This is a genomic window from Streptomyces drozdowiczii, assembly GCF_026167665.1.
GTDB classification, from domain to species: Bacteria; Actinomycetota; Actinomycetes; order Streptomycetales; family Streptomycetaceae; genus Streptomyces; species Streptomyces drozdowiczii_A.
The window spans coordinates 5,692,871-5,717,840 of the sequence record NZ_CP098740.1 but is presented as its reverse complement, the minus strand read 5'-3'; the positions used below and the strand labels follow the sequence as shown (position 1 = coordinate 5,717,840).

General features: G+C 72.2%; 22 protein-coding genes and 3 pseudogenes. 5 read left to right on the top strand and 20 right to left on the bottom strand.

Translation table 11 applies throughout. The features are described from left to right. Nucleotides 1–19: 19 nt before the first annotated feature. The 3 genes from NEH16_RS26035 to NEH16_RS26025 all read right to left on the bottom strand — a co-directional run bounded on the left by NEH16_RS26035 (nucleotide 20) and on the right by NEH16_RS26025 (nucleotide 2,636). The gene (locus NEH16_RS26035) at nucleotides 20–799 is read right to left on the bottom strand and encodes an ABC transporter permease (protein ID WP_265545252.1); all 780 of its coding nucleotides are present in this window, start codon (nucleotides 797–799) and stop codon (nucleotides 20–22) included. Beyond that, nucleotides 796–1,806 carry an ABC transporter ATP-binding protein gene (locus tag NEH16_RS26030; protein WP_265545251.1) on the bottom strand — a complete coding sequence of 337 codons (1,011 nt, stop codon included), beginning with the start codon at nucleotides 1,804–1,806 and terminating at the stop codon, nucleotides 796–798. The genes NEH16_RS26035 and NEH16_RS26030 overlap by 4 nt, the downstream gene beginning before the upstream one ends. A 194-nt stretch (nucleotides 1,807–2,000) precedes the next feature. Further along, nucleotides 2,001–2,636, bottom strand: a complete 636-nt coding sequence (locus NEH16_RS26025; RefSeq protein ID WP_073967903.1) for a PadR family transcriptional regulator — start codon at nucleotides 2,634–2,636, stop codon at nucleotides 2,001–2,003. A 205-nt stretch (nucleotides 2,637–2,841) separates the two neighbouring features. Between NEH16_RS26025 and NEH16_RS26020 the strand changes: the two genes are divergently transcribed. Together NEH16_RS26020 and NEH16_RS26015 are read left to right on the top strand one after the other, a co-directional pair. Then, nucleotides 2,842–3,426, top strand: a complete 585-nt coding sequence (locus tag NEH16_RS26020) for a sigma-70 family RNA polymerase sigma factor (protein ID WP_073967905.1) — start codon at nucleotides 2,842–2,844, stop codon at nucleotides 3,424–3,426. Beyond that, nucleotides 3,423–4,183: pseudogene (locus NEH16_RS26015) on the top strand (anti-sigma factor). The gene NEH16_RS26020 and the pseudogene NEH16_RS26015 overlap by 4 nt, the downstream one beginning before the upstream one ends. Nucleotides 4,184–4,219: 36 nt before the next feature. Here the strand turns inward: NEH16_RS26015 and NEH16_RS26010 are convergent. From NEH16_RS26010 to NEH16_RS25990, 5 genes and pseudogenes are all read right to left on the bottom strand, one after another. Continuing rightward, nucleotides 4,220–5,023: a DUF1295 domain-containing protein gene (locus tag NEH16_RS26010; protein ID WP_265545249.1), complete on the bottom strand. Its 804-nt coding sequence runs from the start codon at nucleotides 5,021–5,023 to the stop codon at nucleotides 4,220–4,222. Beyond that, nucleotides 5,020–6,350 (bottom strand): annotated as a pseudogene (locus NEH16_RS26005) (class I SAM-dependent methyltransferase). The gene NEH16_RS26010 and the pseudogene NEH16_RS26005 overlap by 4 nt, the downstream one beginning before the upstream one ends. Continuing rightward, on the bottom strand, nucleotides 6,347–7,630 hold the full coding sequence (locus tag NEH16_RS26000; RefSeq protein WP_265545247.1) for a class I SAM-dependent methyltransferase: 1,284 nt from the start codon (nucleotides 7,628–7,630) through the stop codon (nucleotides 6,347–6,349). The pseudogene NEH16_RS26005 and the gene NEH16_RS26000 overlap by 4 nt, the downstream one beginning before the upstream one ends. After that, on the bottom strand, nucleotides 7,627–8,349 hold the full coding sequence (locus NEH16_RS25995) for a DUF1365 domain-containing protein (protein WP_265545244.1): 723 nt from the start codon (nucleotides 8,347–8,349) through the stop codon (nucleotides 7,627–7,629). The genes NEH16_RS26000 and NEH16_RS25995 overlap by 4 nt, the downstream gene beginning before the upstream one ends. Before the next feature lie 7 nt (nucleotides 8,350–8,356). Further along, nucleotides 8,357–9,619, bottom strand: a pseudogene (locus tag NEH16_RS25990) (NAD(P)/FAD-dependent oxidoreductase); the annotation flags it as partial. A gap of 230 nt (nucleotides 9,620–9,849) precedes the next feature. On the opposite strand from NEH16_RS25990, the gene NEH16_RS25985 reads away from it, so the two are divergent. From NEH16_RS25985 to NEH16_RS25975, 3 genes are all read left to right on the top strand, one after another. After that, nucleotides 9,850–11,394: a molybdopterin-dependent oxidoreductase gene (locus NEH16_RS25985; protein WP_265547390.1), complete on the top strand. Its 1,545-nt coding sequence runs from the start codon at nucleotides 9,850–9,852 to the stop codon at nucleotides 11,392–11,394. 113 nt (nucleotides 11,395–11,507) lie between these two features. Further along, nucleotides 11,508–12,155 carry a fasciclin domain-containing protein gene (locus NEH16_RS25980; protein ID WP_073967913.1) on the top strand — a complete coding sequence of 216 codons (648 nt, stop codon included), beginning with the start codon at nucleotides 11,508–11,510 and terminating at the stop codon, nucleotides 12,153–12,155. A gap of 184 nt (nucleotides 12,156–12,339) precedes the next feature. Next, the gene (locus NEH16_RS25975) at nucleotides 12,340–12,786 is read left to right on the top strand and encodes an SPW repeat protein (protein ID WP_199879164.1); all 447 of its coding nucleotides are present in this window, start codon (nucleotides 12,340–12,342) and stop codon (nucleotides 12,784–12,786) included. Nucleotides 12,787–12,840: 54 nt separating this feature from the next. Here the strand turns inward: NEH16_RS25975 and NEH16_RS25970 are convergent, their stop codons facing one another. The 12 genes from NEH16_RS25970 to NEH16_RS25915 form a co-directional block, all read right to left on the bottom strand. Beyond that, nucleotides 12,841–15,675 carry a DEAD/DEAH box helicase gene (locus tag NEH16_RS25970; protein ID WP_265545240.1) on the bottom strand — a complete coding sequence of 945 codons (2,835 nt, stop codon included), beginning with the start codon at nucleotides 15,673–15,675 and terminating at the stop codon, nucleotides 12,841–12,843. 44 nt (nucleotides 15,676–15,719) lie between these two features. Beyond that, entirely contained in the window at nucleotides 15,720–16,628 is a 909-nt protein-coding gene (locus NEH16_RS25965) for a diacylglycerol kinase (protein WP_265545239.1), read from the bottom strand. 17 nt (nucleotides 16,629–16,645) lie between these two features. Continuing rightward, a complete protein-coding gene (gene tatC, locus NEH16_RS25960; RefSeq protein WP_073967916.1) occupies nucleotides 16,646–17,596 on the bottom strand; it encodes a twin-arginine translocase subunit TatC in 951 nt (316 codons plus the stop codon). Between the two features lie 51 nt (nucleotides 17,597–17,647). Continuing rightward, nucleotides 17,648–17,932, bottom strand: a complete 285-nt coding sequence (gene tatA / locus NEH16_RS25955; RefSeq protein WP_265545238.1) for a Sec-independent protein translocase subunit TatA — start codon at nucleotides 17,930–17,932, stop codon at nucleotides 17,648–17,650. Between the two features lie 222 nt (nucleotides 17,933–18,154). After that, nucleotides 18,155–18,352 (bottom strand): hypothetical protein, encoded by a 198-nt coding sequence (locus NEH16_RS25950; RefSeq protein WP_073967919.1) that lies wholly within the window; start codon nucleotides 18,350–18,352, stop codon nucleotides 18,155–18,157. A gap of 14 nt (nucleotides 18,353–18,366) precedes the next feature. Continuing rightward, complete coding sequence (locus NEH16_RS25945) at nucleotides 18,367–18,645, bottom strand: hypothetical protein (RefSeq protein WP_073967921.1); 279 nt, start codon at nucleotides 18,643–18,645, stop codon at nucleotides 18,367–18,369. Nucleotides 18,646–18,661: 16 nt separating this feature from the next. After that, a complete protein-coding gene (locus NEH16_RS25940; protein WP_073967922.1) occupies nucleotides 18,662–19,618 on the bottom strand; it encodes a helix-turn-helix transcriptional regulator in 957 nt (318 codons plus the stop codon). A 14-nt stretch (nucleotides 19,619–19,632) separates the two neighbouring features. Further along, the gene (locus tag NEH16_RS25935) at nucleotides 19,633–20,586 is read right to left on the bottom strand and encodes a helix-turn-helix transcriptional regulator (RefSeq protein WP_018103750.1); all 954 of its coding nucleotides are present in this window, start codon (nucleotides 20,584–20,586) and stop codon (nucleotides 19,633–19,635) included. Nucleotides 20,587–20,699: 113 nt separating this feature from the next. Next, nucleotides 20,700–21,074, bottom strand: a complete 375-nt coding sequence (locus NEH16_RS25930) for an FKBP-type peptidyl-prolyl cis-trans isomerase (RefSeq protein ID WP_265545234.1) — start codon at nucleotides 21,072–21,074, stop codon at nucleotides 20,700–20,702. A gap of 43 nt (nucleotides 21,075–21,117) precedes the next feature. Continuing rightward, nucleotides 21,118–22,077 carry an FKBP-type peptidyl-prolyl cis-trans isomerase gene (locus tag NEH16_RS25925; RefSeq protein ID WP_073967927.1) on the bottom strand — a complete coding sequence of 320 codons (960 nt, stop codon included), beginning with the start codon at nucleotides 22,075–22,077 and terminating at the stop codon, nucleotides 21,118–21,120. A 142-nt stretch (nucleotides 22,078–22,219) separates the two neighbouring features. Next, nucleotides 22,220–23,581: a Pup--protein ligase gene (pafA, locus tag NEH16_RS25920; RefSeq protein WP_073967929.1), complete on the bottom strand. Its 1,362-nt coding sequence runs from the start codon at nucleotides 23,579–23,581 to the stop codon at nucleotides 22,220–22,222. A 9-nt stretch (nucleotides 23,582–23,590) separates the two neighbouring features. Beyond that, complete coding sequence (locus NEH16_RS25915) at nucleotides 23,591–24,850, bottom strand: MFS transporter (RefSeq protein ID WP_265545232.1); 1,260 nt, start codon at nucleotides 24,848–24,850, stop codon at nucleotides 23,591–23,593. Nucleotides 24,851–24,970 lie beyond the last annotated feature (120 nt).

Here is a 24,970-nt window from a genome sequence, read left to right as displayed (position 1 = left end):
CGTATCGCGGGCCCGTGCCTCAGACGGACTTCTGGTACGAGCGGAACGTACGGGTCGACAGCGCGACGGCGGCCGCGGCGAGCAGCAGCAGGCCGCCGCAACGGGTGCCGACCAGCTGCCAGTCGGGATCGGCGCCGAGCGCGGAACGTCCGGCCACCATGGCCCAGTTGACCGGGTTGAAGGCGGCGATGTCCCGCATCCAGCCGGGCATCTGACTCGGCGCCATGAAGGACGTGGACAGGAAGGTGAGCGGCATCAGCAGGAAGGTGTTGATGCCGATGATCGACTCCCGCTCCCGCACGATCATGCCCACGGCGTTCGAGAGCGCCCCGAAGACGGTGCCGAGCAGCACCGAGGCGGCGACCAGGATCAGCAGACCGGCCGCCCCGCCCGGATAGCCGGCCCCGGCCGCCCAGCCGAGCAGCAGGATGGCCACGGACTGGGCCGTGTTGGCGATGCCGTTCTGCACGACGTTGGCGTTCATCAGGGCGTTCCGGCTGACCGGCGTGGTCAGGAAGCGGTTGAGCGTGCCGCGCTCGATCTCCTCCAGGGTGCCCATACCGGCCCACATGCTCGACCCGAGGGCGCTCATCACGACGATGCCGGGAACGAGGTAGTCCAGGTAGGAGGTGGTCCCGAAGCCGCCGAGCTCGACCACCTTCCGGAACAGGTTGCCGAAGAGGAAGAGCCAGATCACGGGCTGGATCAGGGCCATCGCCAGGAAGACGGGCTGCCTCAGGATCGCCATCAGCTGGCGTTGCGTCATGTACCAGGTGTGCGCGAGGACCTGACCGCTCATCGGGCACCTCCCGCGAGGGCAGGCTCGGGGGCGGTCGCCGCGCCCTCGGACTCCGCGTCCTGGAAGCGGCGGCCGGCGTACCGGAGATAGACGTCGTCCAGCGAGGGGCGGGCGACGGTGGCCGCCGCGACAGTGGCCCCCGCCCGTTCGAGGGCGGCCAGCAGCACCGGTACGGCGGCGGCGCCGTCCTCGGCCCGGACGCTGACCCGGCGCCCCTCGGCCACCGCCTCGTGCACCCCGGGCAGCCCGGCGAGCGCGGTGACGGCCTCCGGACCGGCCTCCGCGCGCAGCTCCACATGGACGGCGTCGCCGCGCAGTTCGCCCTTGAGCTCGTCGGGCGTGCCCTCGACCACGATCCGGCCGCGGTCGACGATCGCGATGCGTTCCGCGAGGCGGTCCGCCTCCTCCAGGTAGTGCGTGGTGAGGACGATGGTCAGGCCCTCGTCGCCGGCCAGCCGGGATATCTCGTCCCACATCGCCGTACGAGCCTCCGGGTCGAGCCCGGTCGTCGGCTCGTCCAGGAACAGCACCTCCGGGCGGTGCATCAGCCCGAGCGCCACGTCCAGGCGGCGCAGCATGCCGCCGGAGTACCCCTTGACCAGCCGCTTTCCGGCGTCGGCGAGGGTGAACCGTTCCAGCAGCTCATCGGCGCGGCGCTGCACGGCGGCGCCCCGCATCCCGTACAGCCGGCCCTGGAGGAGCAGGTTCTCGCGGCCGGTGGCGACCGGGTCGGCGCCGGACTTCTGGGCGACGACGCCGATCGCGCGGCGCACCCGGTCCGGGTGGGCGAGGACGTCGTGCCCGGCGACGGAGGCGGTCCCGGAGTCGGGGCGGGCGAGGGTGGTGAGGATCTTGACGGTGGTGGACTTCCCGGCGCCGTTGGGCCCGAGGAGCCCGAAGACGGTGCCGGCGGTGACGGTGAGGTCCATGCCGCGCAGTGCGGTGACCCCTCCCGGATAGGTCTTGACGAGTTGTCGCGCCTCGACAGCGGGCGCACGGGTGCTCATGACGGAGCTCTCCTGTGGTCGGCCGGGCGCCCGGTTCTCCGGGCGCCCGGGGGCCGGTCCGTGCGAGGAGTGCCGGGCTATCCTGGGTGTGCCGCACCTCGATCGCCCGGGCCGCCTCCACGGTGGTCCGGCTTTGGGGTTCGAGACCCCGGCGCGGACCGCTGCAACGGCCCCCGCCGGGGTCTTTTTTCTGCCTACTCCCGGTCTTCGAGGTCCTGCCAGTCCTGCGGGACCTCGCCGGTCTCGTGGAACGACCTCCACTCCTCGATGCCGCTGATGGCGGCCTCGCCGATCTCCTTGCGGAAGGTACGGATCCACTCCAGCTGCGCCTCCAGCATGTGGAGCTGGTACTCCGTCTCCACGACGAAGACGCGGGGCACCGAGTCCCCGAGCTGGGCGAGCACCCCGCGCAGCGCCGCGGCCCGCACGATCTGCGCCTGCTCGCGGTCCGCGAGGAGCTCGTCCACCTCCTCCGGGGGCAGCGCGGGGAGCAGGGCCAGCGCGGTGTCGAAGACCGGGTACTCCTCGGCCGGCACCGCGATCAGGTCGGACAGCCAGTGCAGCATCTCGGCGCGCCCGGCCTCGGTGAGCCCGTACAGCGTGCGCTCCGGGCGGTTGCCCTGCCGCTGCACGCCCGCCACCTCGACGTAGCCGTGCTTCTCCAGGTTCTGGACGACGGTGTACAGCGAGCCGAAGTTGATCTTCACGCTGTGCTGCTTGCCGCGCCTGCGGAGGGTCTGGGCGATCTCGTACGGATGCATGGACCGCTCGGCGAGCAGCACCATCACCGTGAGCGCCAGCGGGTTGCTGAGCTTGCGCCGCTTGGCCACCGCCGCCCCTCCGTATGTTCCCTCGTCCCCGAATACTCGTGGCCGAACATAGCTCGATTTCCGAGGACGCGTCAACCACGATGTATCGCGTTTTCCGGCCGGTCCTCCGGGAAGGCGTGGAAGGATCTCCGACTTCCGGCCAATCCGCCCGGTCACCGGCTCCGAATCACCCCCGGAGAGCGATGACCACCGAAGGGAACCCCGCGTGAAAGAAGCCGTGTACATCAGCGGAACGGCCTCGGCGGGGCCGGATCTCCAGGAGCTGATGGGACGGGTCGCCCGGGGCGACCAGGACGCCTTCGCCCAGGTCTACGACGCGGTGAGCGGCCCGGTGCTCGGGCTCGTCCGCAGCGTGCTGCGCGACCCCGCCCAGTCGGAGGAGGTCGCCCAGGAGGTCCTGGTGGAGGTCTGGCGCACCGCGTCCCGCTTCCAGGCAGCCCGGGGCAGCGCCATGAACTGGGTGCTGACCCTCGCCCACCGCCGCGCCGTCGACCGGGTCCGCTCGGCGCAGGCGTCGGCCGCCCGCGAGCACAAGGCCGCCCTCCTCGAACGCACCCCCGCCTTCGACGAGGTCACCGAACAGGTCGAGACCCGGCTCGAACGCGAGCAGGTGCGCCGCTGCATGCGGACGCTGTCCGAGCTCCAGCGGGAGTCCGTCACCCTGGCGTACTACCGGGGGCTCACCTATCGCGAGGTGGCCGAACTGCTGGCGGTGCCGCTCGGCACGATCAAGACTCGACTGCGCGACGGGCTGATCCGGATGCGCGACTGCCTGGGGGTGACCTCATGACCGACGCCGGACTGCACACACTGACGGGCGCCTACGCCCTGCACGCGCTGCCGGACACCGAGCGCCGCGACTTCGAACGGCACCTCGGCGACTGCGAGGCCTGCTCCATCGAGGTGCGCGAACTCTCCGAGACCGCGACGCGGCTCGGCCTCGCCGTCGCCGCCCCGGCCCCCGGGAGCTGCGGGAGCGGGTGCTGCGGGAGATCACGACCGTACGCCAGGAGCCGCCGGCCGTCTCCCGCCGCGGGCGTACGTCGGACCGGCGGTCGGGGGCTGCGAGATGGTCCCGGTTCGCGCTCGCCGCCTGCCTGGCCGGGGCGGTGGGACTCGGCGGGATCGCCGTGTGGCAGCACCAGGAGGCGGAAGACGCCCAGCGGCAGGCGGACGCCACCCGCCGCCAGGCCGATCAGGTGGCCCGGGTGCTGGCCGCCCCCGACGCGAAGACCTCGTCCGGCACGCTGGAGGACGGGGCGAAGGCCACGGTGGTGGTCTCCCGGAGCGAGGACCGCGCGGTGTTCCTGGCCACCGGGCTGGCCGGCGCCCCGAGCGGCAAGGTGTACCAGCTGTGGTTCGACGACGGCGGCACGATGCGTTCGGCGGGCCTGATGCGGGCTTCCGGCCCGTCCTCGACCACGTACACCACCCTGCTGGACGGCCCGGTCGACGGGGCGACGGGCATGGGCATCACCGTCGAGCCGGCGGGCGGTTCGGCGCGGCCGACCTCGGACCCGGTGGCGCTGATGGAGCTGCCGGCGTGAGGCGTGTGCCCGGGAGTGGTCCCCCGGGCACACGGTTCAGCCCCGGCGCGGCGGGCGCGGGAAGAAGCCGCTGGTGCGCGCGGCGTACGCGGCGAAGCCCGGGCGGTCGGCCATGTGCCGTTCCAGGAGGGCCTTGCCGCTGCCGCCGATGAGCAGATACGTCATCAGGGCGGGCGCCACCAGCGTGGCAGCGGCGGCGGCCGGGGCCTGGCAGACGATCAGGAACAGGCCCCACCAGACGCAGAAGTCCCCGAAGTAGTTCGGGTGCCGGGTCCAGGACCACAGCCCCCGGTCCATGATCCTGCCCCGGTTGTCCGGGTCGGCCTTGAACCGGGCCAGCTGGTGGTCGCCCACCGCCTCGAAGAACATGCCGACCGCCCAGAGCGCGGTCCCGGCCCAGGCGAGGGCGTTCACCGGCCCGGTGAGGTATCCGGCCGCCTGCACGGGCAGCGAGATCAGCCAGACCAGGGCGCCCTGGAGGAGGTACACCTTCCGCAGGGCGTACAGGTCCGGGTTGCCCGGCGCCTTGGCGAGCATCTTCTCGTAGCGCGGGTCCTCGCCGTGGCCGCGTCCGCGCCGGGCGATGTGCCACGCCAGGCGCACCCCCCAGACCGCGGTGAGCACCGTGACGAGGAGCCTGCGGGTGGCGTCCCCCTCCCCCGCCGACAGGCCGTACGAGACGAGGGCGACGGCGGCGAAGCCCAGCCCCCAGGCGACGTCCACGCCCCGGTGCATGCCCCGGCGCACCCCGGCCGCGAACGCGACGAGCAGGACGACCAGCGCGGCGCCCGCGCAGGGCGCAAGGCCCCGCGCGAACGCCTCCCAGGCGAAGCCGCTCATGACGCGTCCCCGGCCGTGCGCAGCGCCTCGCGGGTGGCCGGCATCCCGGACTCCCCGTCACCGCCGGGCCGTACGGCGAGGATCTGGTCCACGCCCATCCGCCGCTCCGCGAAGGCGAGTGCCCCGCCCGCCAGGTACAGCCGCCACACCCGTACGGTCTCCTCCCCCACCAGGTCCGTGAACCGCGCCTCGTTCTCCTCCAGGGTCCGGCGCCAGGCGTCGACGGTCCGGACGTAGTGCTCCCGCAGCCCGTGGACGTCGCGCACCTCAAGACCGGCGCCCTCGAGCAGCGCGACGGTCTCGCCGAGCGGCCGCATGTGCATGTCGGGCGCGATGTACGCCTCGATGAACGCGCCGCCGCCCGGCGCGTTCCGCCCGCGCGACATCTGCTGGACGAGCACCCGGCCGCGCGGCCGGACCATGCCGTGCAGGGTCGCCGCGAAGGCCGGGTACTGGGCGTCCCCGACGTGCTCGCCCATCTCGATGGTCGAAACCGCGTCGTAGCCGCCCTCGTGGTCCGGGGCGTCCGCGATGTCCCGGTAGTCGCGGCAGCGCACCTCGACCAGGTCGTCCAGGCCGCGTTCGGTCACCTGGCGGCGCACATGCGCGGCCTGCTCGGCGGCGAGAGTGACCGCGGTGACCCGGACGCCGTGCCGCTGGGCCGCGTACAACGTCAGCGAGCCCCAGCCGCAGCCGATGTCCAGCAGCCGCGCGCCGGGGCGCAGCCCCAGCTTCCCGCAGATCAGCTCCAGCTTGTCGCGCTGCGCGTCGGCGGGGCCGTACGCCGGGTCGTCGCTGGTCCAGTAGCCGCAGGAGTACGCCATCGTGTCGTCCAAGAGGAGGGCGTAGAAGGCGTTGGAGAGGTCGTAGTGGTGGCTGATCGCGGCCCGGTCGCGGGCCTTGCTGTGCAGGGCGCCGTCGAGTCCGGTGGCGCGGGCGGCGGGCACGGGCGGCCGGGGCCCGGCGGCGCCCAGGCGCAGGGCGGTGCCGGCCGCCCGGAGCCGGTCGGCGAGACGGGGCCGGGGTGCGGCGAGCCCGCGCTCGCGCACCGCGCGGCGCACCGCCCGCAGGCCCTCGGCGAGGTCGCCCTCGATGTCGATGTCCCCGGTGATGTACGCCTCCGCGAGGCCGAGTTCGCCCGGTTCCCACAGCAGGCGGCGCAGGGCGCGGCGGCCCCGGACGTGGATCAGGGGCCGTCGGCGGCGCCGGTCTCGCTGCCGTCCCACATGCGCACCCGGACCGGGAGCCGGCCGCCGAGCAGCTGCTCGGCCAGGGGTTCGATGCGCTGGGCGGCCCCGTGGGCGGGGCGCTTGTCCGTGAGTGTCATGCCGTTTCCTGTTCCTGACGGGTCAGCAGCAGCTGCCGCACATCGAGGTAGCCGGAGCGGAAGCCCGCTTCGGAGTAGGCGAGGTAGAGGGTCCACATGCGGCGGAAGGTGTCGTCGAAGCCGAGGGCGTCGACGGCTTCCGCCTCTCCGGTGAAGCGTTCGCGCCACAGCCTGAGCGTTTCGGCGTAGTGCGTGCCGAAGCCGTCGGAACGCTCCACGCGCAGCCCGGTGTGGGCGCTCGTCACCCGGTCGATGGCCTCGGTGGACGGCAGCTGGCCGCCCGGGAAGATGTACTTCTGGATCCAGGTGAAGGTGGACCGGCCGGCCCGCATGCGGTCGTCGGGCATGGTGATGGCCTGGAGCGCGATCCGGCCGCCGGGGCCGAGCAGCCGGTCCAGGGTGCGGAAGTAGACGGGCCAGAACTCCGCGCCGACCGCCTCGATCATCTCGACGCTGACGATCGCGTCGTAGCTCCCCCCGATGTCCCGGTAGTCGCACAGCCGGACGTCGACCCGGTCCGCGTGGCCCGCCGCCGCGATCCGCCGGAGCGCCAGGTCGCGCTGTTCCCGGGAGAGGGTGACGGAGACGACGTGGGCGCCGCGCGCGGCGGCGCGGATCGCGAGTTCGCCCCAGCCGGTGCCGATCTCCAGGAGCCGGGTGCCGGGGCCGACGGCGGCGAGGTCGAGCAGCCGGTCGATCTTGCGGTGCTGGGCGGCGGGAAGGAGGGCCGGTTCGGCGGGGAAGCCGCGGAAGAGCGCGGAGGAGTAGCTGAGCGTCTCGTCCAGGAAGAGCGCGAACAGGTCGTTGGACAGGTCGTAGTGGTGGCTGATGTTGGTCCGGGCCCCTTCGCGGGTTCCGGTCTGGGCCTCCGGGTGGCGGCGCGCCCACAGTCCGCGCAGCCGTTGCAGGGGCCGCGGGACCAGGGTGGCGACCTCTCCCGCCAGGACCGTCAGAACGCCGACGGGGTCGGGCGCGTCCCATTCCCCCGCCATGTACGACTCGCCGAAGCCGATGAGCCCGGCCGCGCCGATCCTGCGGAAGAAGGCGTCGGGGTCGCGGACGTCCATCAGCGGCCCGCCGAGCCCGATGTCCTCGCGCCCGCCGAGCCGGACGCGCAGCGGCAGCCGGGCCAGGGCGCGCCGGACGATCCGCTCGGCGACGGCCGTCCGCAGCCGGGAGGCGCGGGGCGGGGTCACGACGTCCGGCCAGCGTGCCGGGTCGATGCCGGGGCCCGTGGCGGGGGCGGGCACGGCCGGGGTGCGGAACGTGGAGGCGGTCATCGCATGCCTTCCTGGGTGCGGTGGTGGGGGCGGGGCCGGACGGGCAGCCCGCGCAGGTAGAGGCGTATGCCGTGCAGCCGGATGGCGGCGGAGACGACGGCCGTGGACCAGGGGTGCCGCAGGGCGAGGGCGAGCAGGACGCGGGCGGTCGCGGGGCGCCGTTCACCCCGGACGGTCGCGGTGAACGGGCGGGTTCCCGCGCGCTCCAGGTGGACCGTCAGGCGCAGTTCGGGGCCGGGTTCCGGCAGCCGCATCCAGTACCCGCCGTCGGTGCCGAAGAACGGCGATACGTAGAACTCCTTGCTGGTGACCGCCCGCCCCCGGTCGTCGGGGCGCAGCAGATAGCAGTGGCGTTCGCCGTACGTGTTGTGGACCTCCGCGACCGTGCACAGCGGGGTGCCGTCGGCGCGCCGGCACCAGTAGACGGTCAGCGGGTTGAAGACGTAGCCGAGGACCCGGGCCTGGCTCAGCATGAGGACGGTGCCGTCCGCGAGGTCGATGCCGCGCGCGGCCAGGAAGCGGACGAGTCCGGCCCGGATGGTCGGGGCGGTGCCGCCGAAGTGGTCGCGGGCGTCGAAGCGGGCGAGGAAGCGCAGGGCGGGCGGCAGCGGCGGGGGCCCGTCGGGGTCCGTCAGCCACAGGTAGGTGCGGTGGTGGAAGCCGTACCGGCTGGGCGCGGTCCGTATGTGGGTGATCGTGCACGGGTAGAGGGCGTTCACCAGTCCACCCCAGGGCCGCCGCGGCCTCGGCGCCCGAGCGGCAGCCGTCCTCGTGGAACCCCCAGCCGTGGTAGGCGCCCGCGTAGGCGGTGACCGGCCCGGACAGGGCGGGGAGGCGGGCCTGGGCGGCCACGGACTCCGGGGTGTAGACGGGGTGTTCGTAGAGCATGCGGGCCCGGACGAGTCCGGGGGCGACGCGATCGGCGCCGTTCAGCGTGACGACGAAGGTCTCCGGGGCGTCGAGGCGCTGGAGCCGGTTCATGTCGTAGCTGACGGTGACGTGGGAGGCGTCGGCGGCGCAGTCCGGCATCAGGTAGTTCCAGGAGGCGCGGGCTCCGGGCGCCGTGGGCAGCAGCCGGGTGTCGGTGTGCAGCAGGGTCGCGTTGCGGGAGTAGCGGAAGGCGCCCAGGGTGCGGGTCTCGTCCTCGGTCGGGTCGGCGAGGAGGCGGAGGGCCTGGTCGGGGTGGGTGGCGACGACGACGTGGTCGAAGGGTTCGGCGGTGCCGTCGTCCGTGGTGATCTCGACGCCGTCGGCGTGCCGGCGGACGCTGCGGACCGGGGTGGCGGTGCGGACGGCGGAGAGCTGTTTGGCCACCCGCTCCACGTAGGCGCGGGAGCCTCCGGTGACGGTGCGCCAGACCGGGGAGCCGCCGATCGCGAGCATGCCGTGGTGGTCGAGGAAGCGGAAGAGGTAGCGGGCCGGGTAGCGCATCGCGGTCACCGGGTCGCAGGACCAGACCGCCGCCACCACGGGCGTCAGGAAGTGCGCGGTGAAGTACGGCGAGAAGCGCCCGCGCGCCGCGAACTCCCCCAGCGTCAGCGTGTCCGCGTCCGGTCCGCCGTCCCGCAGCAGCCGCCGGGCCAGCCGGTGGAAGCGGGGCACGGCGGCGAGCATCCGCGGGTAGGCGGGGTCGCGGAGGGACGCCGGGCGGGCGAGGAGACCGGCCGGGCCGCGGGCCCCCGCGTACTCCAGGCCGCATCCCTCGCACCGGACGGACATGCTCATCTCCGACTCCTGCGTGGGCACGCCGAGTTCCGCGAAGAGCCGCAGCAGGTGGGGGTAGGTGCGCCGGTTGTGCACGATGAAGCCGGAGTCGACCCGGTGGACGCGGCCGTCGGCCCCGGGCAGGTCGTGGGTGTGCGCGTGGCCGCCCACCCGGTCGTCCGCCTCGAACAGCGTCACGTCGTGGGCTCTGCGCAGGATGTGGGCGGCTGTCAGCCCGGCCACCCCGCTGCCCACGACGGCCGTGCGTCGCCGCCTGTCGCTCATCGCGCTCCTTCCGGATTGGCCCCGACGCCCTTCCCCGAGGACGGAGGGGGCGGCGGATGCCTCTTTGGAAAGTGATTCGTTGCCGGTCATTGGTCGGATTGGCGGAACCCTGCGTTCATCCGATCGGGTGACAGACCAATCCGCTCGGCACCCGGCGCCGAATCCCCGTCGTGAGTGAAGAGCGGAACGATCCGGAGACCGGGGCCACCGAGCCCCGGCGGTCCCGAGCGCTGCGTGCGGCCTGTGCCGCGCTCAGCGGGGTGATCGCCGGCTTCAGCGCGCTCGCCGTCGCCGAGCTGGCGGCGGCGGTCGTACGGCCCGAGGCGGGTCCGGTGACGGCGGTGGGCAGTGCGGTGATCGACCGCACTCCCCCGGCGCTCAAGGACTTCGCCGTACGGAACTTCGGGACCAACGACAAGCTGGTCCTGGAGCTCGGCATCCTGGCGATCCTGGCGCTGTTCGCCGTGGCCGTCGGGCTGCTGGCGCTCCGCCACCGGATCGCCGGCTCGGCGGCCGTGCTGGTCTTCGGCGCGGTCGGGGCGGTGGCGGCGGTCGGACGGCCCGAGGGCCGGGTCTCGGACGCGCTGCCCTCCGTGGTGGGCGCGCTGGCCGGTGCCGGGGTGCTGTATCTGCTGTCCGGGCGGCTGTACCCGGCCCGCTCGTACGGGGAGCGGCCGGCCGGGGGCTTCGACCGGCGCGGGTTCGTCGTCGCGGCGGGCGTCGCGGCGGTGGCCTCCGCCGGGGCCGGGCTGCTGGGGCGGCGGCTCACCTCGGCCGTGCAGGCCGGGGCGGAGGCGTCCCGGCGCGATCTGAAGCTCCCCGCGCCCGCCTCGCCCGCCCCCGCCGTGCCGGCCGGCGCGGAGCTGGGGATCCGGGGGCTGAGCCCGTTCGTCACGCCCAACAAGGACTTCTACCGCGTCGACACGGCCCTGGTCGTGCCGCGGGTGGACGCCGGGGCGTGGCGGCTGCGGATCCACGGGAAAGGCGTGTCCCGGCCCGTGACGCTCAGTCTGCGGGAACTGATGGGCCGCGGGGCCGTCGAGCGCGACATCACGCTGACCTGCGTCTCGAACGAGGTGGGCGGTCCGTACGTCGGCAACGCCCGGTGGCTCGGCGTGCGCCTCGCCGACCTGCTGCGCGAGGCCGGGGTGCGGCCGCCGTCCGAGGGCGGACGGGCCGACCAGCTCGTGGCGCGTTCGGTGGACGGCATGACGATCGGCACCCCGGTCGAGGACGTCATGGACGGCCGCGAGGCCCTGCTCGCCTTCGGCATGAACGGGGAGCCGCTGCCCTTCACGCACGGCTTCCCGGTCCGGATGGTCGTACCCGGCCTGTACGGATATGTGTCGGCCTGCAAGTGGATCAAGGACATCGAGCTGACCACCTTCGACGCGTACGACGCGTACTGGGTGAAGCGGTCCTGGTCCCGGCGGGCGCCCATCAAGACCCAGGCCCGCATCGACACCCCGCGCCCCTTCGCGTCCCCGAAGGCGGGCACGGTGCCGGTCGCCGGGGTCGCCTGGGCCCAGCACCGCGGGATCACCCGGGTCGAGGTCCGGGTGGACGGCGGCCCGTGGCATCCGGCGCGGCTCGCGCCGGGGGCCGGCCGGGACGTCTGGCGCCAGTGGGTGTGGGAGTGGCCGGCCACCCCGGGCAGCCACACCCTGGAGGTCCGGGCGACCGACGGGGCCGGCGCCACCCAGACCGCCCGGCGCGCCGGCACCGTGCCGGACGGCGCCACCGGATGGCACTCGGTGGTGGTCGACGTGACCTGATCCCGGGCGGGCCCGCCGCCTCCCCCGCGACGTGCGCCTCGTCCGCCCGGACCTCGCGCACCCCCACTCAACTACCGTACGCAATCAATCAGTTACCCAAACAGGAGAACACCATGAAGGTCATCCACGCCCGCCGCGCCGCCGTCGCGCTGTCCGCCGCGCTCGTCCTGCCGCTGGCCCTGACGGCCTGCTCCGACGACTCCAAGGACAGCGCGTCCGGATCGAGCGCCAGCTCCGCGAAGGCCCCCGCCTCGCCGTCCGCCGAGAAGTCCATGGACACGGACAAGCCCTTCGGCCCCGCCTGCGCCTCGGTCCCGAAGAGCGGCGCGGGCTCCTTCAGCGGCATGGCGAAGGACCCGGTGGCCACGGCGGCCTCGCACAACCCGGCCCTGTCCACCCTGGTCACCGCGGTCAAGAAGGCCGGCCTGGTCGACACGCTCAACAACGCGCAGAACATCACCGTGTTCGCGCCGACCAACGACGCCTTCGCCAAGGTCCCGAAGGCCGACCTCGACAAGCTCCTCGCCGACAAGGCCGCGCTCACCAAGGTCCTCACGTACCACGTCGTGGGCCAGAAGCTGACGCCGAAGCAGCTGGAGAAGGGCTCCTTCGAGACCCTGGAGAAGGGCGAGCTGACGACCTCGGGCTCGGACATGGCGTACACCGTGAACGACTCCTCGAAGGTCGTCTGCGGCAACGTCCCCACGGCCAACGCCACGGTCTACATCGTCGACACGGTCCTGATGCCGCCCGCCGCCTGATCGCGCCCCTCGCGGTGGGCCACCGGGCCCACCGCGAGGCCCCGCCCGGCCGGTGCGCATCCTGCGGACATCACGTCGCCTTGAACCTACACATAAGCGACGGATAAGAGCAGAATGGACAGTGCGGGCCACTTCCCGCGTGTGGCGGTAACCGGGTCCGCATGATCCGAAGGGGACGAAACTGATGTCAAACGTCTCGCACGTCGGCCACGACATGGCCGGACACCCCGATGCACCGGAAATGAGCGACCGCTACGCACGCGTGATGGGCGGTCGCGACGTGGCGCTGGTGGACGCGCCGGTCTTCCTGGTCGGCCTCTACTGCGCCGTCTCTCCGTGGGTGCTGCACTTCACCACCTCGCAGTCCGCGCTGGTGACGCACAACCTGGTCATGGGCATCGCGATCGCCGTGCTCGGCCTCGGGTTCACCGCGATGCCGCAGCGGATGTACGGCCTGAGCTGGGCCATCTGCGCCATGGGCGCCTGGATGATCATCTCGCCCTGGGTGGTCGGCAGCAGCCCGGACACCGGCGTCATCCTCAACAACGTCATCATCGGCGGACTGACCGCACTGCTCGGACTGGTCTGCGCGGGCGCGTCGATGAAAATGAGCCGAGGCGGCCGGTCCTAGGAAAGAAGCCGCACAGAAGCCGACCGGACCGCGCCCGGCCGGCTTCCGCGTGTCTCAGCCCAGGGAGCTGTACGCGACAACGCCCCGCAGCACCTCGTCGACCGCCTTGCGGGCGCTCCGGGCCACCGTGCTGTTCTCGCGCGGCGCGGCGGCGGCCACCTGGCCCAGCACGTCGATGACCTGCTTGCACCAGCGCACGAAGTCGCCGGCCGGCATGTCCGCCTCGCGCAGCACCTCGTCCAGCGAGCGGCCGGACGCCCACATGTACACCGCCCAGGCGAAGCCGAGATCGGGCTCGCGCTGGCCGACCCCCTCCGCCTGGTTGATCTTGAAATCCTCCTCCAGGGAGTCGAGCCGGCCCCAGATGCGGACCATCTCGCCCAGCGCGGTCCTCGCGGGCCCCGACGGCAGCTTCGGCGCCACCGCGTCGTCGGCCTGCCGCGCCTCGTACACCAGGGCGGAGACGCACGCCGCGAGCTCCGCCGCGTTCAGCCCCTCCCAGACTCCGGCGCGCAGGCACTCGCTGGCCAGCAGGTCCAGCTCGCCGTAGAGCCTGGCCAGCCGCTTCCCGTGCTCGGTGACCTCGCTGCCGCGCAGGTAGTCCAGCTCGGTGAGCAGGGCGACGATCCGGTCGAAGGTGCGGGCGATGGTGTTGGTGCGCCCCTCGATGCGGCGCTCCAGCTGCCGGGTGTCGCGCTGGAGCCGGTGGAAGCGCTCGGCCCAGCGGGCGTGGTCCTCGCGCTCGTCGCACCCGTGGCAGGGGTGGGCGCGCAGCTCGGCCCGCAGGCGCGCGATCTCGCGGTCGTCGGCGGCGGGGGCGCGCCCCCGGCGGTGCCGGTCCGGGACGATGTGCCCGGCCTTGGACCGCAGCGCGGAGGCCAGGTCCCGGCGGGACTGCGGCGAGCGCGGGTTGAACGACTTCGGCACCCGCATCCGCTCCACGGCCTCCACCGGCACCGGGAAGTCGATCGAGGCGAGCCGCTTCACCTGCCGCTCGGCGGTCAGCACCAGCGGGCGGGGCCCGTCGTGGTACTCCATGCCGCGGTGCCCGTGCCCGTTGGTGCGCCCGGCCGGGAGACCCGGGTCGAGCACGAGCGCGAGGCCGGCGAACTTGCCGGTCGGCACATGGATGACGTCACCGGGCTTCAGCTTCTCCAGGGAGGCCGCGGCGGCGGCCCGGCGCTGGGACGCGCCCTGCTTGGCCAGCTCCGTCTCCCGGTCCTTGAGGTCGCGGCGCAGCCGCGCGTACTCCTCGAAGTCGCCGAGATGGCAGGTCATGCCCTCCCGGTAGCCCTCCAGGCCCTCCTCGTTGCGCTGGACCTGGCGGGAGATCCCGACGACCGACCGGTCCGCCTGGAACTGCGCGAAGGAGGTCTCGAGGAGTTCGCGCGAGCGGTGCCGCCCGAACTGCTGGACCAGATTCACGGCCATGTTGTACGAGGGGCGGAAGCTGGAGCGCAGCGGATACGTGCGCGTACCGGCGAGTCCGGCGAGGGCGCCCGGGTCCATGCCGCGCTGCCAGAGCACCACGGCGTGGCCCTCGACGTCGATCCCGCGCCGCCCGGCCCGGCCGGTGAGCTGGGTGTACTCGCCGGGGGTGATGTCCGCGTGCTGCTCGCCGTTCCACTTGACGAGCTTCTCCAGGACCACCGAGCGGGCGGGCATGTTGATGCCGAGCGCCAGGGTCTCGGTGGCGAAGACGGCCTTGACGAGACCGCGGACGAACAGTTCCTCGACGATCTCCTTGAACCTGGGGAGCATCCCGGCGTGGTGCGCGGCGATGCCCCGCTCCAGGCCCTCCAGCCACTCGTAGTAGCCCAGGACGTGCAGGTCCTCGGAGGGGATGGACGCCGTCCGCTCCTCCACGATCTCCCGGACCAGGCGGCGCTTGTCGTCGTCGTTGAGCCGGAGCCCGGCGTGCAGGCACTGCTGGACGGCGGCCTCGCAGGCGGCCCGGCTGAAGATGAACGTGATCGCGGGGAGCAGCCCCTCGGCGTCCAGCCGGTCGATGACCTCGGGGCGGGAGGGCGTCCAGATCCGGCTGCGCTGGCGCCGCTCGCGCTCGCGGTCCGCCTCGCGGATCATCTTGCCGCGGCGGCGGTCGCGGGGGTTGTACCCGCGCTGGTTCTCCATGCGGGCCAGGCGGACGAGGTCGGGGTTGACCTCGCGGCGGCCGGTGCCGCGGCCGCCGTGGTCGGTCTCCTCCTCGAAGAGGTCGTACATCCGGCGCCCGGCCAGAACGTGCTGCCAGAGCGGGACGGGCCGCTGCTCGGAGACGATCACCTCGGTGTCGCCGCGCACGGTGTCCAGCCAGTCGCCGAACTCCTCCGCGTTGGACACGGTCGCCGACAGGGAGACCAGGGTGACCGACTCGGGGAGGTGGATGATCACCTCTTCCCAGACGGCGCCCCGGAAGCGGTCGGAGAGGTAGTGCACCTCGTCCATGACCACGTATCCGAGGCCGTTCAGCGCCTGGGAGCCGGCGTACAGCATGTTCCGCAGGACCTCGGTGGTCATGACGACGACCGGGGCGTCCGCGTTGACGCTGTTGTCACCGGTGAGCAGGCCGACCTTGTCGGAGCCGTAGCGCCGGACCAGGTCGGCGAACTTCTGGTTCGACAGGGCCTTGATCGGCGTGGTGTAGAAACACTTGCGGCCCTGCTCCAGGGCGAGGTGCACGGCGAATTCGCCGACGATCGTCTTGCCCGAGCCGGTGGGGGCGGCGACGAGCACGCCCTTCCCGGCCTCCAGGGCCTTGCACGCCTCGATCTGATACGGGTCGAGACCGAAGTCGTACATCTCGCGGAACGGCCCGAGAGCGGTCGCCTGCTCGGCCGCCCGGAGCCGGGAAGCCTGGTAGCGCTCAGCTGGTGAGAGGTCCTCTGTCATCTTGCTGTCGAGCCTACCCGCCACCTCTGACAGTGACGCGATCTTTAATCGCCCATGGTCCGGGCTCCGAGAATCCGTACCGCCTTCGGCACGCAGGTGGCGGTCACCGGGAGTGCGCCGACACATTCGCCGTCCGCGTAGGCGGTGACGCCGACGGCTTCGAGGGTGACCGACGAGGCCCGGTGCACGGTGACGACGGGGTGGCCGAGGTGCGTCCCCTTGTACACCCGGGGGAAGACCTTGAGCAGGGTCGTACGGCTGCACTCCCCGACCACCGTGATGTCGAAGAGGCCGTCGTCCATGACCGCGTCGGCGCACATCCGCATGCCGCCGCCGTACGAGGTCCCGTTGCCGACCGCGACGAGCGTCGCCTCCAGCTCCCGGGGCGGTCCGTCGTCCAGCGCCATGCGGTACCTGACCGGCTTGAAGGCGGCCAGCTCGGCGAGGATCGCCAGGTCGTACTTGAAGCGGCCGCCCACCCAGCGCATCCGGTTGCCCCGGTCGTTGACCCGGGAGTCGAAGCCGGAGGCGAGCACGGAGCCGAACCAGCGCTCCCCGACCCGCCCGAGGTCGGTCTCGCGCACCGGCGCCCGCCCCTTGAGCGCGTCGGCGGCGAGCCGCCCCGCCGCCTCCGGGTCGCGTATCGGCAGGCCCAGGGCGCGCGCGAAGTCGTTGCCGGTCCCCACCGCCACCACGCCGAGCGGGGTGAGCGTCCCGGCGACCGCCTGGAGGGCCAGCGACATGAGCCCGTCCCCGCCGACGGCTATGAGCGCGCCCGTCCCCGCCGCCACCGCGTCCCGCGCCCGGCGCAGCGCGTCACCGGCGTCCTCGCCGAGGACCGTGCGTACGGAGAAACCGGCCTCCCGCAACGCGGAAGCGGCCGGCTGCGCGGCTCGCGCGCCCCGGCCGCGTCCCGCGGTGGGATTGACGAAGAGGGTGATCTCGCTGGTCACCCGGGGACCCTACAAGGTCAGGTGATGTCGTCGTAACCGTCTCGCGCGGAGGACCGTCCGCCGTCGGACTGGCCGGGCAGTGTCGGTGACGCCGAGACATGCTCCATGTCGCCGATGTCCTCGGGGGTGAGGTCCAGCTCCGACGCCTCGTCGTCGTCGAGGTCGGCGTCGGGGTTGTTCCGCTTCCGGCGCCGGTCGTTGGCCATGCAGATGCCGAGCGCGAGGAAGTACAGCAGCACGATGGGCGCGGCCAGCGTGATCATCGTGAGCGGGTCACCGGTCGGGGTCGCCACGGCGGCGAAGATCGTGATGCCCATGACCATCCAGCGCCACCAGGAGCCGAGCCGCTTGGCCGTGAGCACCCCGGTGAAGTTCAGCAGGATGAGCAGCAGGGGCAGCTCGAAGGCGAGGCCGAACACGACCACCATGCGCGTGATGATGTTGAGGTAGTCGTCGATGGGCAGCAGGGGCTTCGTGTTGTCCGGGGTGAATTCCTGCAGCACGGACACGGTCTGCGGCATCAGGAGGTAGGCGAGAGCGGCGCCCACCAGGAAGAGCGGGACACCGACGCCGACGAAGCCGAGCGCGTACCGCTTCTCGTGCTTGTGCAGACCGGGGGCGAGGAAGGCCCACAGCTGGTACAGCCAGACCGGGGTGGAGAACACCACGCCCGCCATGAGGGAGACCTTGAGGGCGATGGAGAAGGGCGCGACGATACCCTGCACCGTCATCTCGGCACACGGGTTGCCGTTGGCCTGCTTGCTCTCACCGTGGGCGCAACCGACCGACTCCAGGACCGGGCGGATCAGGAAGTTGATCAGTTCGTTGTAGAAGAAGGCCGTGATCACCGTGATCACGAGAATCCCCACAACGGCGATCAACAGTCGGTTACGCAACTCTCGCAGGTGATCAGCGAGAGGCATCCGCCCCTCGCTGTCCTTCTCCTGCTTGCGGGCAGACTTGAGCAACCCACTTCCCTCGTCTCGTGCGGCGGCTGACGGAAGCGTCCGTCAGCGCGGTCAGCTCTGGGTGGTGGGCTTCGCTTCGCTCACCGGGCGGGAGCTCGTGACGTCCCCGGGCGCGGCCTGGATCGTACGGGCGGCCTGCTGGGCGGCCGGGTCGGCGGCGGCGTCCGTGGTGGTGACCGTCGGCTCGTCGTCCTTCTTCATGGCCTTGGCCTCGCTCTTGAGGATGCGGGCCGACTTGCCGAGCGAACGGGCCATGTCGGGAAGCTTCTTGGCGCCGAACAACAGCAGGATGACAGCGATGATCAGTACGATCTCGAGAGGCTTCAGATTGCCCATGGTGTGTTTCCTTCTGGCTGAGGCGGCTGGAGGTGGGCTCGCTGCCCTTGAGTGGCGGATACACATCCGACGATTCGCCGGCAGCGATCGTAACCCGCGGGAGTAAACGCGAGGCAATGCCCGTGCATACTTTCGATTGCGGCCCGCACCTCCCTGCCTGGGCCGTCTTGCAGCAGCGTACCTCCCGTGCCCCCGAAACAGGAGGCTGCGTCTACGGGCCCTCTAGGGCAGGGTCTTCCCCGTCGCGGCGAGCCGTTCGGCCGCGCGCTCCAGGTCGTCGGCGGCGCGGTTGATGCGCTCCGTGGTACGGGTCACCTGGTGGCCGAGGCGCTGGGCCTCGACGAACACCCTGATGGCCAGCGTGCCGAGCACGGCGATTCCGAGGAATCCCAGGGCGATGGCGAGCATGGGCCAGAACATGCGCGAGGAGCCTTTCAGGAGCCGGTGTGCAGACGCAGCGTGCGGACGCCGCCGTCGGTGAGGAGCTCCACTATCCGCTCCCCCGCCGGCTTGCGGACGCACGCGGCGCAGTCGGGGCAGGTGAAGGAGTAGAACGTGGTGCGGCTGGTCGCGCCGACCACCAGCCGGAACTCCGCCGCCGCCAGCTCGAACCGCGCGCGGCAGTCCGGGCAGGCGGCCTTGAAGCGCGCCGACTCCGGCACCGCCGCGGTGGGTACGGCGGCGCGGCCCGGCAGCGCGGACAGGTGGCCCATCTCTACCGCCGCCCCTTCAGGCCGTGCCGTCGTACGCGGCGAGCGCCGCCCGCGCCGCGCTCCGCGCGCTCTCGGCCAGCTCGGGGGGCGAGACGATGCGCCCCTCCCGGCCGAGCCGCAGCGCGAGCCGGCGCAGCGAGGCCGGGTCCGGGGTGCGCAGGGTGATCCGCAGGCCGCCGTCGGGCTGTTCCTCCGCCCGGTCGTGCGGGTAGTACTCGGCGACCCAGCGCCCGCCGGGGCCGACCTCGATCACGACTTCCGGGTCCTCGGCGGCCGGCTGGACCAGCCCCTCGGACAGGTCCCGCAGCTCCAGCTCGGGCGGGGCGGCGGGCTCGTCGAGGAGCCGGATCTCGGCGACCCGGTCGAGCCGGAAGGTGCGCCGGTCCTCGGAGGAGCGGCACCACGCCTCCATATAGGTGTGCCCGACGGCGAAGAGCCGGATCGGGTCCACCTCGCGCTCGGTGAGCTCGTCGCGGGCGGGCGAGTAGTAGCGCAGCCAGAGCCTGCGCCGCTCCGAGATCGCCCGGTCCACCTCGGCGAAGACGCCGCCCTCGGACTCGAAGGTGACCGAGAGCCGGGAGCTGGCGGCGCCCACCTCTCCGGCGGCGGTCTCCAGCTTGGCGGTGGCCCGCAGCAGCGCCTGCCGGTCGCTCTCGCGCAGCCCGGGCAGGGTCGCCACGGCGCGGGCGGCGACCAGCAGGGCCGTCGCCTCGTCGGCGGCGAGCCGCAGCGGTTCGGCGACGTCGTCCGCGTTGTGCCACCAGATGCGGTCGCCGTCGGTGTCGATGTCGAGCAGGTCGCCGCCCCGGAAGCTGGTGCCGCACATGGGCAGCACGTCCAGGTCGGAGATCAGCTCGTCCTCGGTGATCCCGAAGGCCCGGGCGACGTCCTGGACGTGGGCGCCGGGGCGCTCGCGCAGGTACGTCACCAGGGAGAGCATCCGGCGCGTCTGGTCGATGGCGTTCGTGGCCATGGAAAACGGTCCCCTCAGTCCTTGGCCACGGCGCGCAGCCGGTCCACCACGTCGGCCCGCAGGTCCTCGGGCCCGGTGACGACGACGTCGGGCCCGAACTCCACGAGCCAGGCGTCCAGGCCGTGTCCGTACGGGATCTCCAACTCGTCCCACCCGTTCCCGAGTTCCCGGACCGACAGGGCGCGGGCGCGCAGCGGGTAGCCGGAGTCGGTGCGGAGCCGGATCAGGGCGGTCCGGGTGGCCGTCTCACCGGCCCAGCTCTCCACGGTCTCGCGGACGGTGACCACGTCGGGCACCTCGGCGGTGAAGGCGCCGGCCCGGGAGCGGACCTTGCCGGTGATCCGGGAGAGCCGGAAGACGCGCTCGGCGCCGCGCTCCCGGTCCCAGCCGGCGAGATACCAGTGGCCGCGCCAGCATTCCAGGGTCCACGGCTCGACCTGGCGCTGCTCGGGCTGGGCGGCGTTCGCCTTGCGGTAGTCGAAGGTCACCGGGCGGCGGTCGCGGCAGGCCAGCATCAGGGGTTCGAACGCGGCCTCGTGGACGGGGATGCGGGGTTCGAGAGCGCTGTGCACCTCGTAGGCGTCCTCGGTCTCGGGCATCCCGGCCGCCCGCAGTTTCTGCAGGGCCCCGCTGGCCGCGCCGGCGAGGCGGGCCTGCTGCCAGACCTTGGCGGCCAGGCCGAGCGCGGCGGCCTCCTCGGCGTCCAGCGTGATGGGCGGCAGCCGGTTGCTGTCGCGGCGGGCGAGGTAGCCGGTGTCGCCGTCCAGGTTCTCCACGGTCTCGATGACCAGGCCGAGTTCGCGCAGGTCGTCCTTGTCGCGCTCGAACATCCGGTTGAAGGCGTCGTCGGAAGCCGCTTCGAGGTAGGCCTCGATGGAGCCGCGCAGCTCGCGCTTGCTGAGCGGGCGCCGGGTCCCCAGCAGACACAGCGCCAGGTTCATCAGCCGCTCGGCCTTGGCAATCGCCATCGGCGCCCTTTCCCTCGTGCTCTACGACGCTCGACCGTACCGCCCCGGGGTGTCCGGACAAAAGCGAGGGCCCGCACCTCGCGGTGCGGGCCCTCGTGCTGCTACGCGCGGGATCAGACGGCGACCAGGTCGCAGACGAAGATCAGCGTCTCGCCGGGGGCGATCGCACCGCCGCCGGCGCCGCGGTCACCGTAGGCGAGGTGCGCGGGGATGGTCAGCTGGCGGCGGCCGCCGACCTTCATGCCCTGCACGCCCTTGTCCCAGCCCGCGATGACCTGGCCGGCACCGAGCTGGAACTGCAGCGGCTTGCCGCGGTTCCACGAGGCGTCGAACTCCTCGCCGGTGGAGAAGGCGACACCCACGTAGTGGACGGAGACGAACTGGCCGGCCTTGGCCTCCTCGCCGTCGCCCTCCCAGATGTCCTTGATCTCCAGATCGGCCGGCGGCTCGCCACCCGGGAAGTCGACCTCGGGCTTGTCGATGCTCACTGACTTGCTCCTCTTACAGATGAACTGGGCAACCGGGACAGTCTTACATCTTCGCGAGGATGTCCACCGCGAAGACCAGCGTGGAGTTGGCGGGGACGCCCGACTGCTCCTTGTCGCCGAGGCCCTGGTCCGGCGGCACGACCAGCAGGACGCGGCTGCCGATCTTCTTGCCGACCAGGCCGTCCTTCAGACCCTTGAGGGTGACCTGCGCCAGCGGGAAGGTCTGCGTCTTGCCCGTGGTGTACGTGTTGTCGAACTCCTTGCCGTCCTTCCAGAGCTTGGCCACGTAGTTCACGACGACCGAGTCGGTCTCCTTGACCACGTCGCCCTTGGACTCCAGCACGTAGTTGGAGACCAGCTTCTTCGGCGGGGCGGACTTGCTGGGGATGGTCAGGCTCGGCGCCTTGCCGTCGGTGTTGGTGCCCACCTTCGGCAGGTCCATGTTGTCCTGGGCGACGGCGGTGCCCTTGGCCGAGGCCGGGATCTGCTTCGCCTTCAGGATGTCCACGACGAAGACCAGGGTGGCGTTCGGCTTGATGTCGCCCTGGCCCTGGGCCCCGTAACCGAGGTCCGGCGGGATGACCAGCTGGACCCTGCTGCCGACCTTCTGGCCGACCAGGCCCTTCTCCCAGCCCTGGATGACCATGCCAGCGCCGAGCGTCAGGTCGAACGGCTGCTTGCGGTCGAAGCTGTTGTCGAACGGCTTGGTGGAGTCGTACGCCTGGCCGAGGTAGTTGACCTGGGTCACGTCGCCGTTCTTCAGCTTCGCGCCGTCGCCCTCGCTGATGACCTTGGTCTTCAGCTCCTTGGGCGGCGTACCCGTGCCCTTGGCCAGGGTGGGCTTCTCGCCGAACTTCGCGCCCGCGGTGATGGCGGGGAAACCGCCCTTGGAGGGGGCGGACGCGGAGGCGGAAGCGGAGTCGGAGCCCTTGTCGTCGCTGCCGCAGGCCGCTGACGACAACAGCAGCAGGGGGACGACGAGAAGGCCGGCAAGTCGGCGCACTGGTTCCTCAGATCTCAGACGGCATATGTGGGGGACACGCCCCGGGGGTCCCGGGACCCCGCCACTCTAGGCCGTACGAAGGGCCCCGTACGAGGAACGTACGGGGCCCGAGTCGCACCGGCGCCGGAGCGTATCCTGCGCCTCACATACCCGCGATCAGCTTCTCCACCCGGTCGTCCACCGACCGGAACGGGTCCTTGCAGAGCACCGTGCGCTGCGCCTGGTCGTTGAGCTTGAGGTGGACCCAGTCGACGGTGAAGTCCCGCCGCTGCTCCTGGGCCCGCCGGATGAAGTCGCCGCGCAGCCGCGCCCTGGTCGTCTGCGGGGGCACCGACTTGCCCTCGAAGATCTTCAGGTCGTTGCAGATGCGGGCGGCCTGGCCCTTGCGCTCCAGCAGGTAGTACAGCCCCCGCCGGCGGTGGATGTCGTGGTAGGCGAGGTCTATCTGGGCGACCCGCGGATTCGACATGGTCATGTTGTGCTTGGCCCGGTACCGCTCGATGAGCTTGTACTTCATGACCCAGTCGATCTCGGTGTCGATCCGGTCGAGGTCCTCGGCCTCGATCGCGTCGAGCGTGCGGCCCCACAGTTCGAGGACGCGCTCGACGTTGCCCGTACGGATGCCGCGGCGGTCCACGAAGTCCACGGCCTTCTCGTAGTACTCGCGCTGCACCTCTATGGCCGAAGCCTCCCGGCCACTGGCGAGGCGGACCTTGCGCTGCCCGGTGGTGTCGTGGCTGACCTCGCGGATCGCCCGGATCGGGTTCTCCAGGGTCAGGTCGCGCATCACCGTGCCCGCCTCGATCATGCGGAGCACCAGGTCGGTCGCGCCGACCTTGAGCAGCATGGTCGTCTCGGACATGTTGGAGTCCCCGACGATGACGTGGAGGCGGCGGTAGCGCTCCGCGTCCGCGTGCGGTTCGTCGCGGGTGTTGATGATCGGGCGGGAGCGCGTCGTCGCGGAGCTGACGCCCTCCCAGATGTGCTCGGCACGCTGGCTGACGCAGTAGACCGCGCCCCGGGGGGTCTGGAGCACCTTGCCGGCGCCGCAGATCAGCTGCCTGGTGACGAGGAAGGGAATGAGGATGTCCGCGAGGCGTGAGAATTCCCCGTGCCGGGCGACGAGGTAGTTCTCGTGGCAGCCGTAGGAGTTTCCCGCGGAGTCGGTGTTGTTCTTGAAGAGATAGACGTCGCCGGCGATTCCCTCCTCGTGCAGGCGGCGTTCGGCGTCGACGAGCAGGCCCTCGAGAATGCGCTCGCCGGACTTGTCGTGGGTGACCAGCTCGGTCAGGTTGTCGCATTCGGGGGTTGCATATTCCGGATGCGATCCCACGTCGAGGTAGAGGCGGGCGCCGTTCCGCAGAAAGACATTGCTGCTGCGGCCCCATGACACAACACGGCGGAAGAGGTAGCGCGCCACTTCATCAGGAGACAGTCGGCGCTGTCCCCTGAACGTGCACGTGACGCCGTACTCGTTCTCCAGCCCGAAAATGCGGCGGTCCATGACTGAACATTACGCCTGATGGCCCGAGCTGAAACCGGGTTCGACGGCACCGTTTCGATCATTTTCCGATCCTCGCACCGCTACGGCGGTACGCGGCGGAGCCCCCAGCACCTTCCCGGTGGCCAGCAGGACGAGCAGCGCCGCCACTCCACCGGCCCCCGCGACCGCGAAGCTCCACGCCGTCCCGCCCAGCTCGACGGCCGGACCGGCCACCGCGGTCCCCACGGCCGCCCCGACCCCGAAGGTCGTCACGAGCCACGAGAACGCCTCCGTCACCGTGCCACGGGGCGCGTGCCGGTCGACCACGATGAACGAGCAGGCGACGGCCGGCGCGAGGAACACCCCGGAGACGGCCGCGAGCACGGTCATCGCGACCGGTCCCGGCGTCAGCACCAGCGGCAGGTAGCCCAGCGCGAGCAGCCCCACGATGACCCGCAGCCGCCGCTCCGGCGCCCCCGCCCACTGCCGCGCCCCGTACACCGCCCCGCCGATCAGGGCGCCGAGCCCGAGCGCCGCCATCAGCCAGCCGTACACCGACTCCCGGCCCAGGTCGTCGGCGTACGCCATCGCGGCCACGGTGATGGAGCCCAGCGCCAGGCCCACGAAGAAGAACGAGCCGAGGAGCGCCAGCAGCCCGGGCGAGCGCAGCGCGCCCAGCCAGTGCGCCTCGCGCGGGGCGGAGCGCCAGGCCCGCGAGGGCTCCGAGACCACCACCGACAGCGCGCCGAGCACCCCGATCGCGTTGATGACCAGCAGCGCCGTGGCGGGCGACCAGAGGGCGACCAGGAGCGTCACGAGCAGCGGCCCCGCGGTGAACATGACCTCCTGCGCGACGGCGTCCATGGCGTAGGCCCGGTGCACCCGCTCCTCACCGCCCAGCACGCTCGGCCACAGCGCCCGCAGACCGCCCTCCAGCGGGGGCGTGAAGAGCCCGGCCACGGCCACCGCCGCGTAGGCGAGCGGCAGCGAGCCGGTCCCGGCCAGGGCGAGCACGGCCATGCCGAGCGCGGAGACGACGGCGGCGGGCAGCTGGACGCGCGGCTGCCCGTACAGGTCGACCGCCCGGCCGAGCAGCGGCTGCCCGACCGCCGTGGCCAGTCCGTACACCGCCGCGAGCGCGCCCGCGACGCTGTAGCTGCCGCCCTCGGCCCGGACGAACAGCACGATCGCGATGCTCGCCGTGCCGTTGGGCAGCCGTCCCACCAGGGTGCCGGTCAGCAGCCTGGCGGCGTGCCGCGCCCGGAGGATGTCCAGATATCCCGCGGCCATGTCCCGCCCCTCTCCCTCGGGTGCCTGTGCGGGCCTGCGAGGTTTTACGTATAACTTCCGGGTTCATACGTACCATGAGCCCGTCCGCAGGTCCACCTCACGGGCCTGAACCGAATGGCC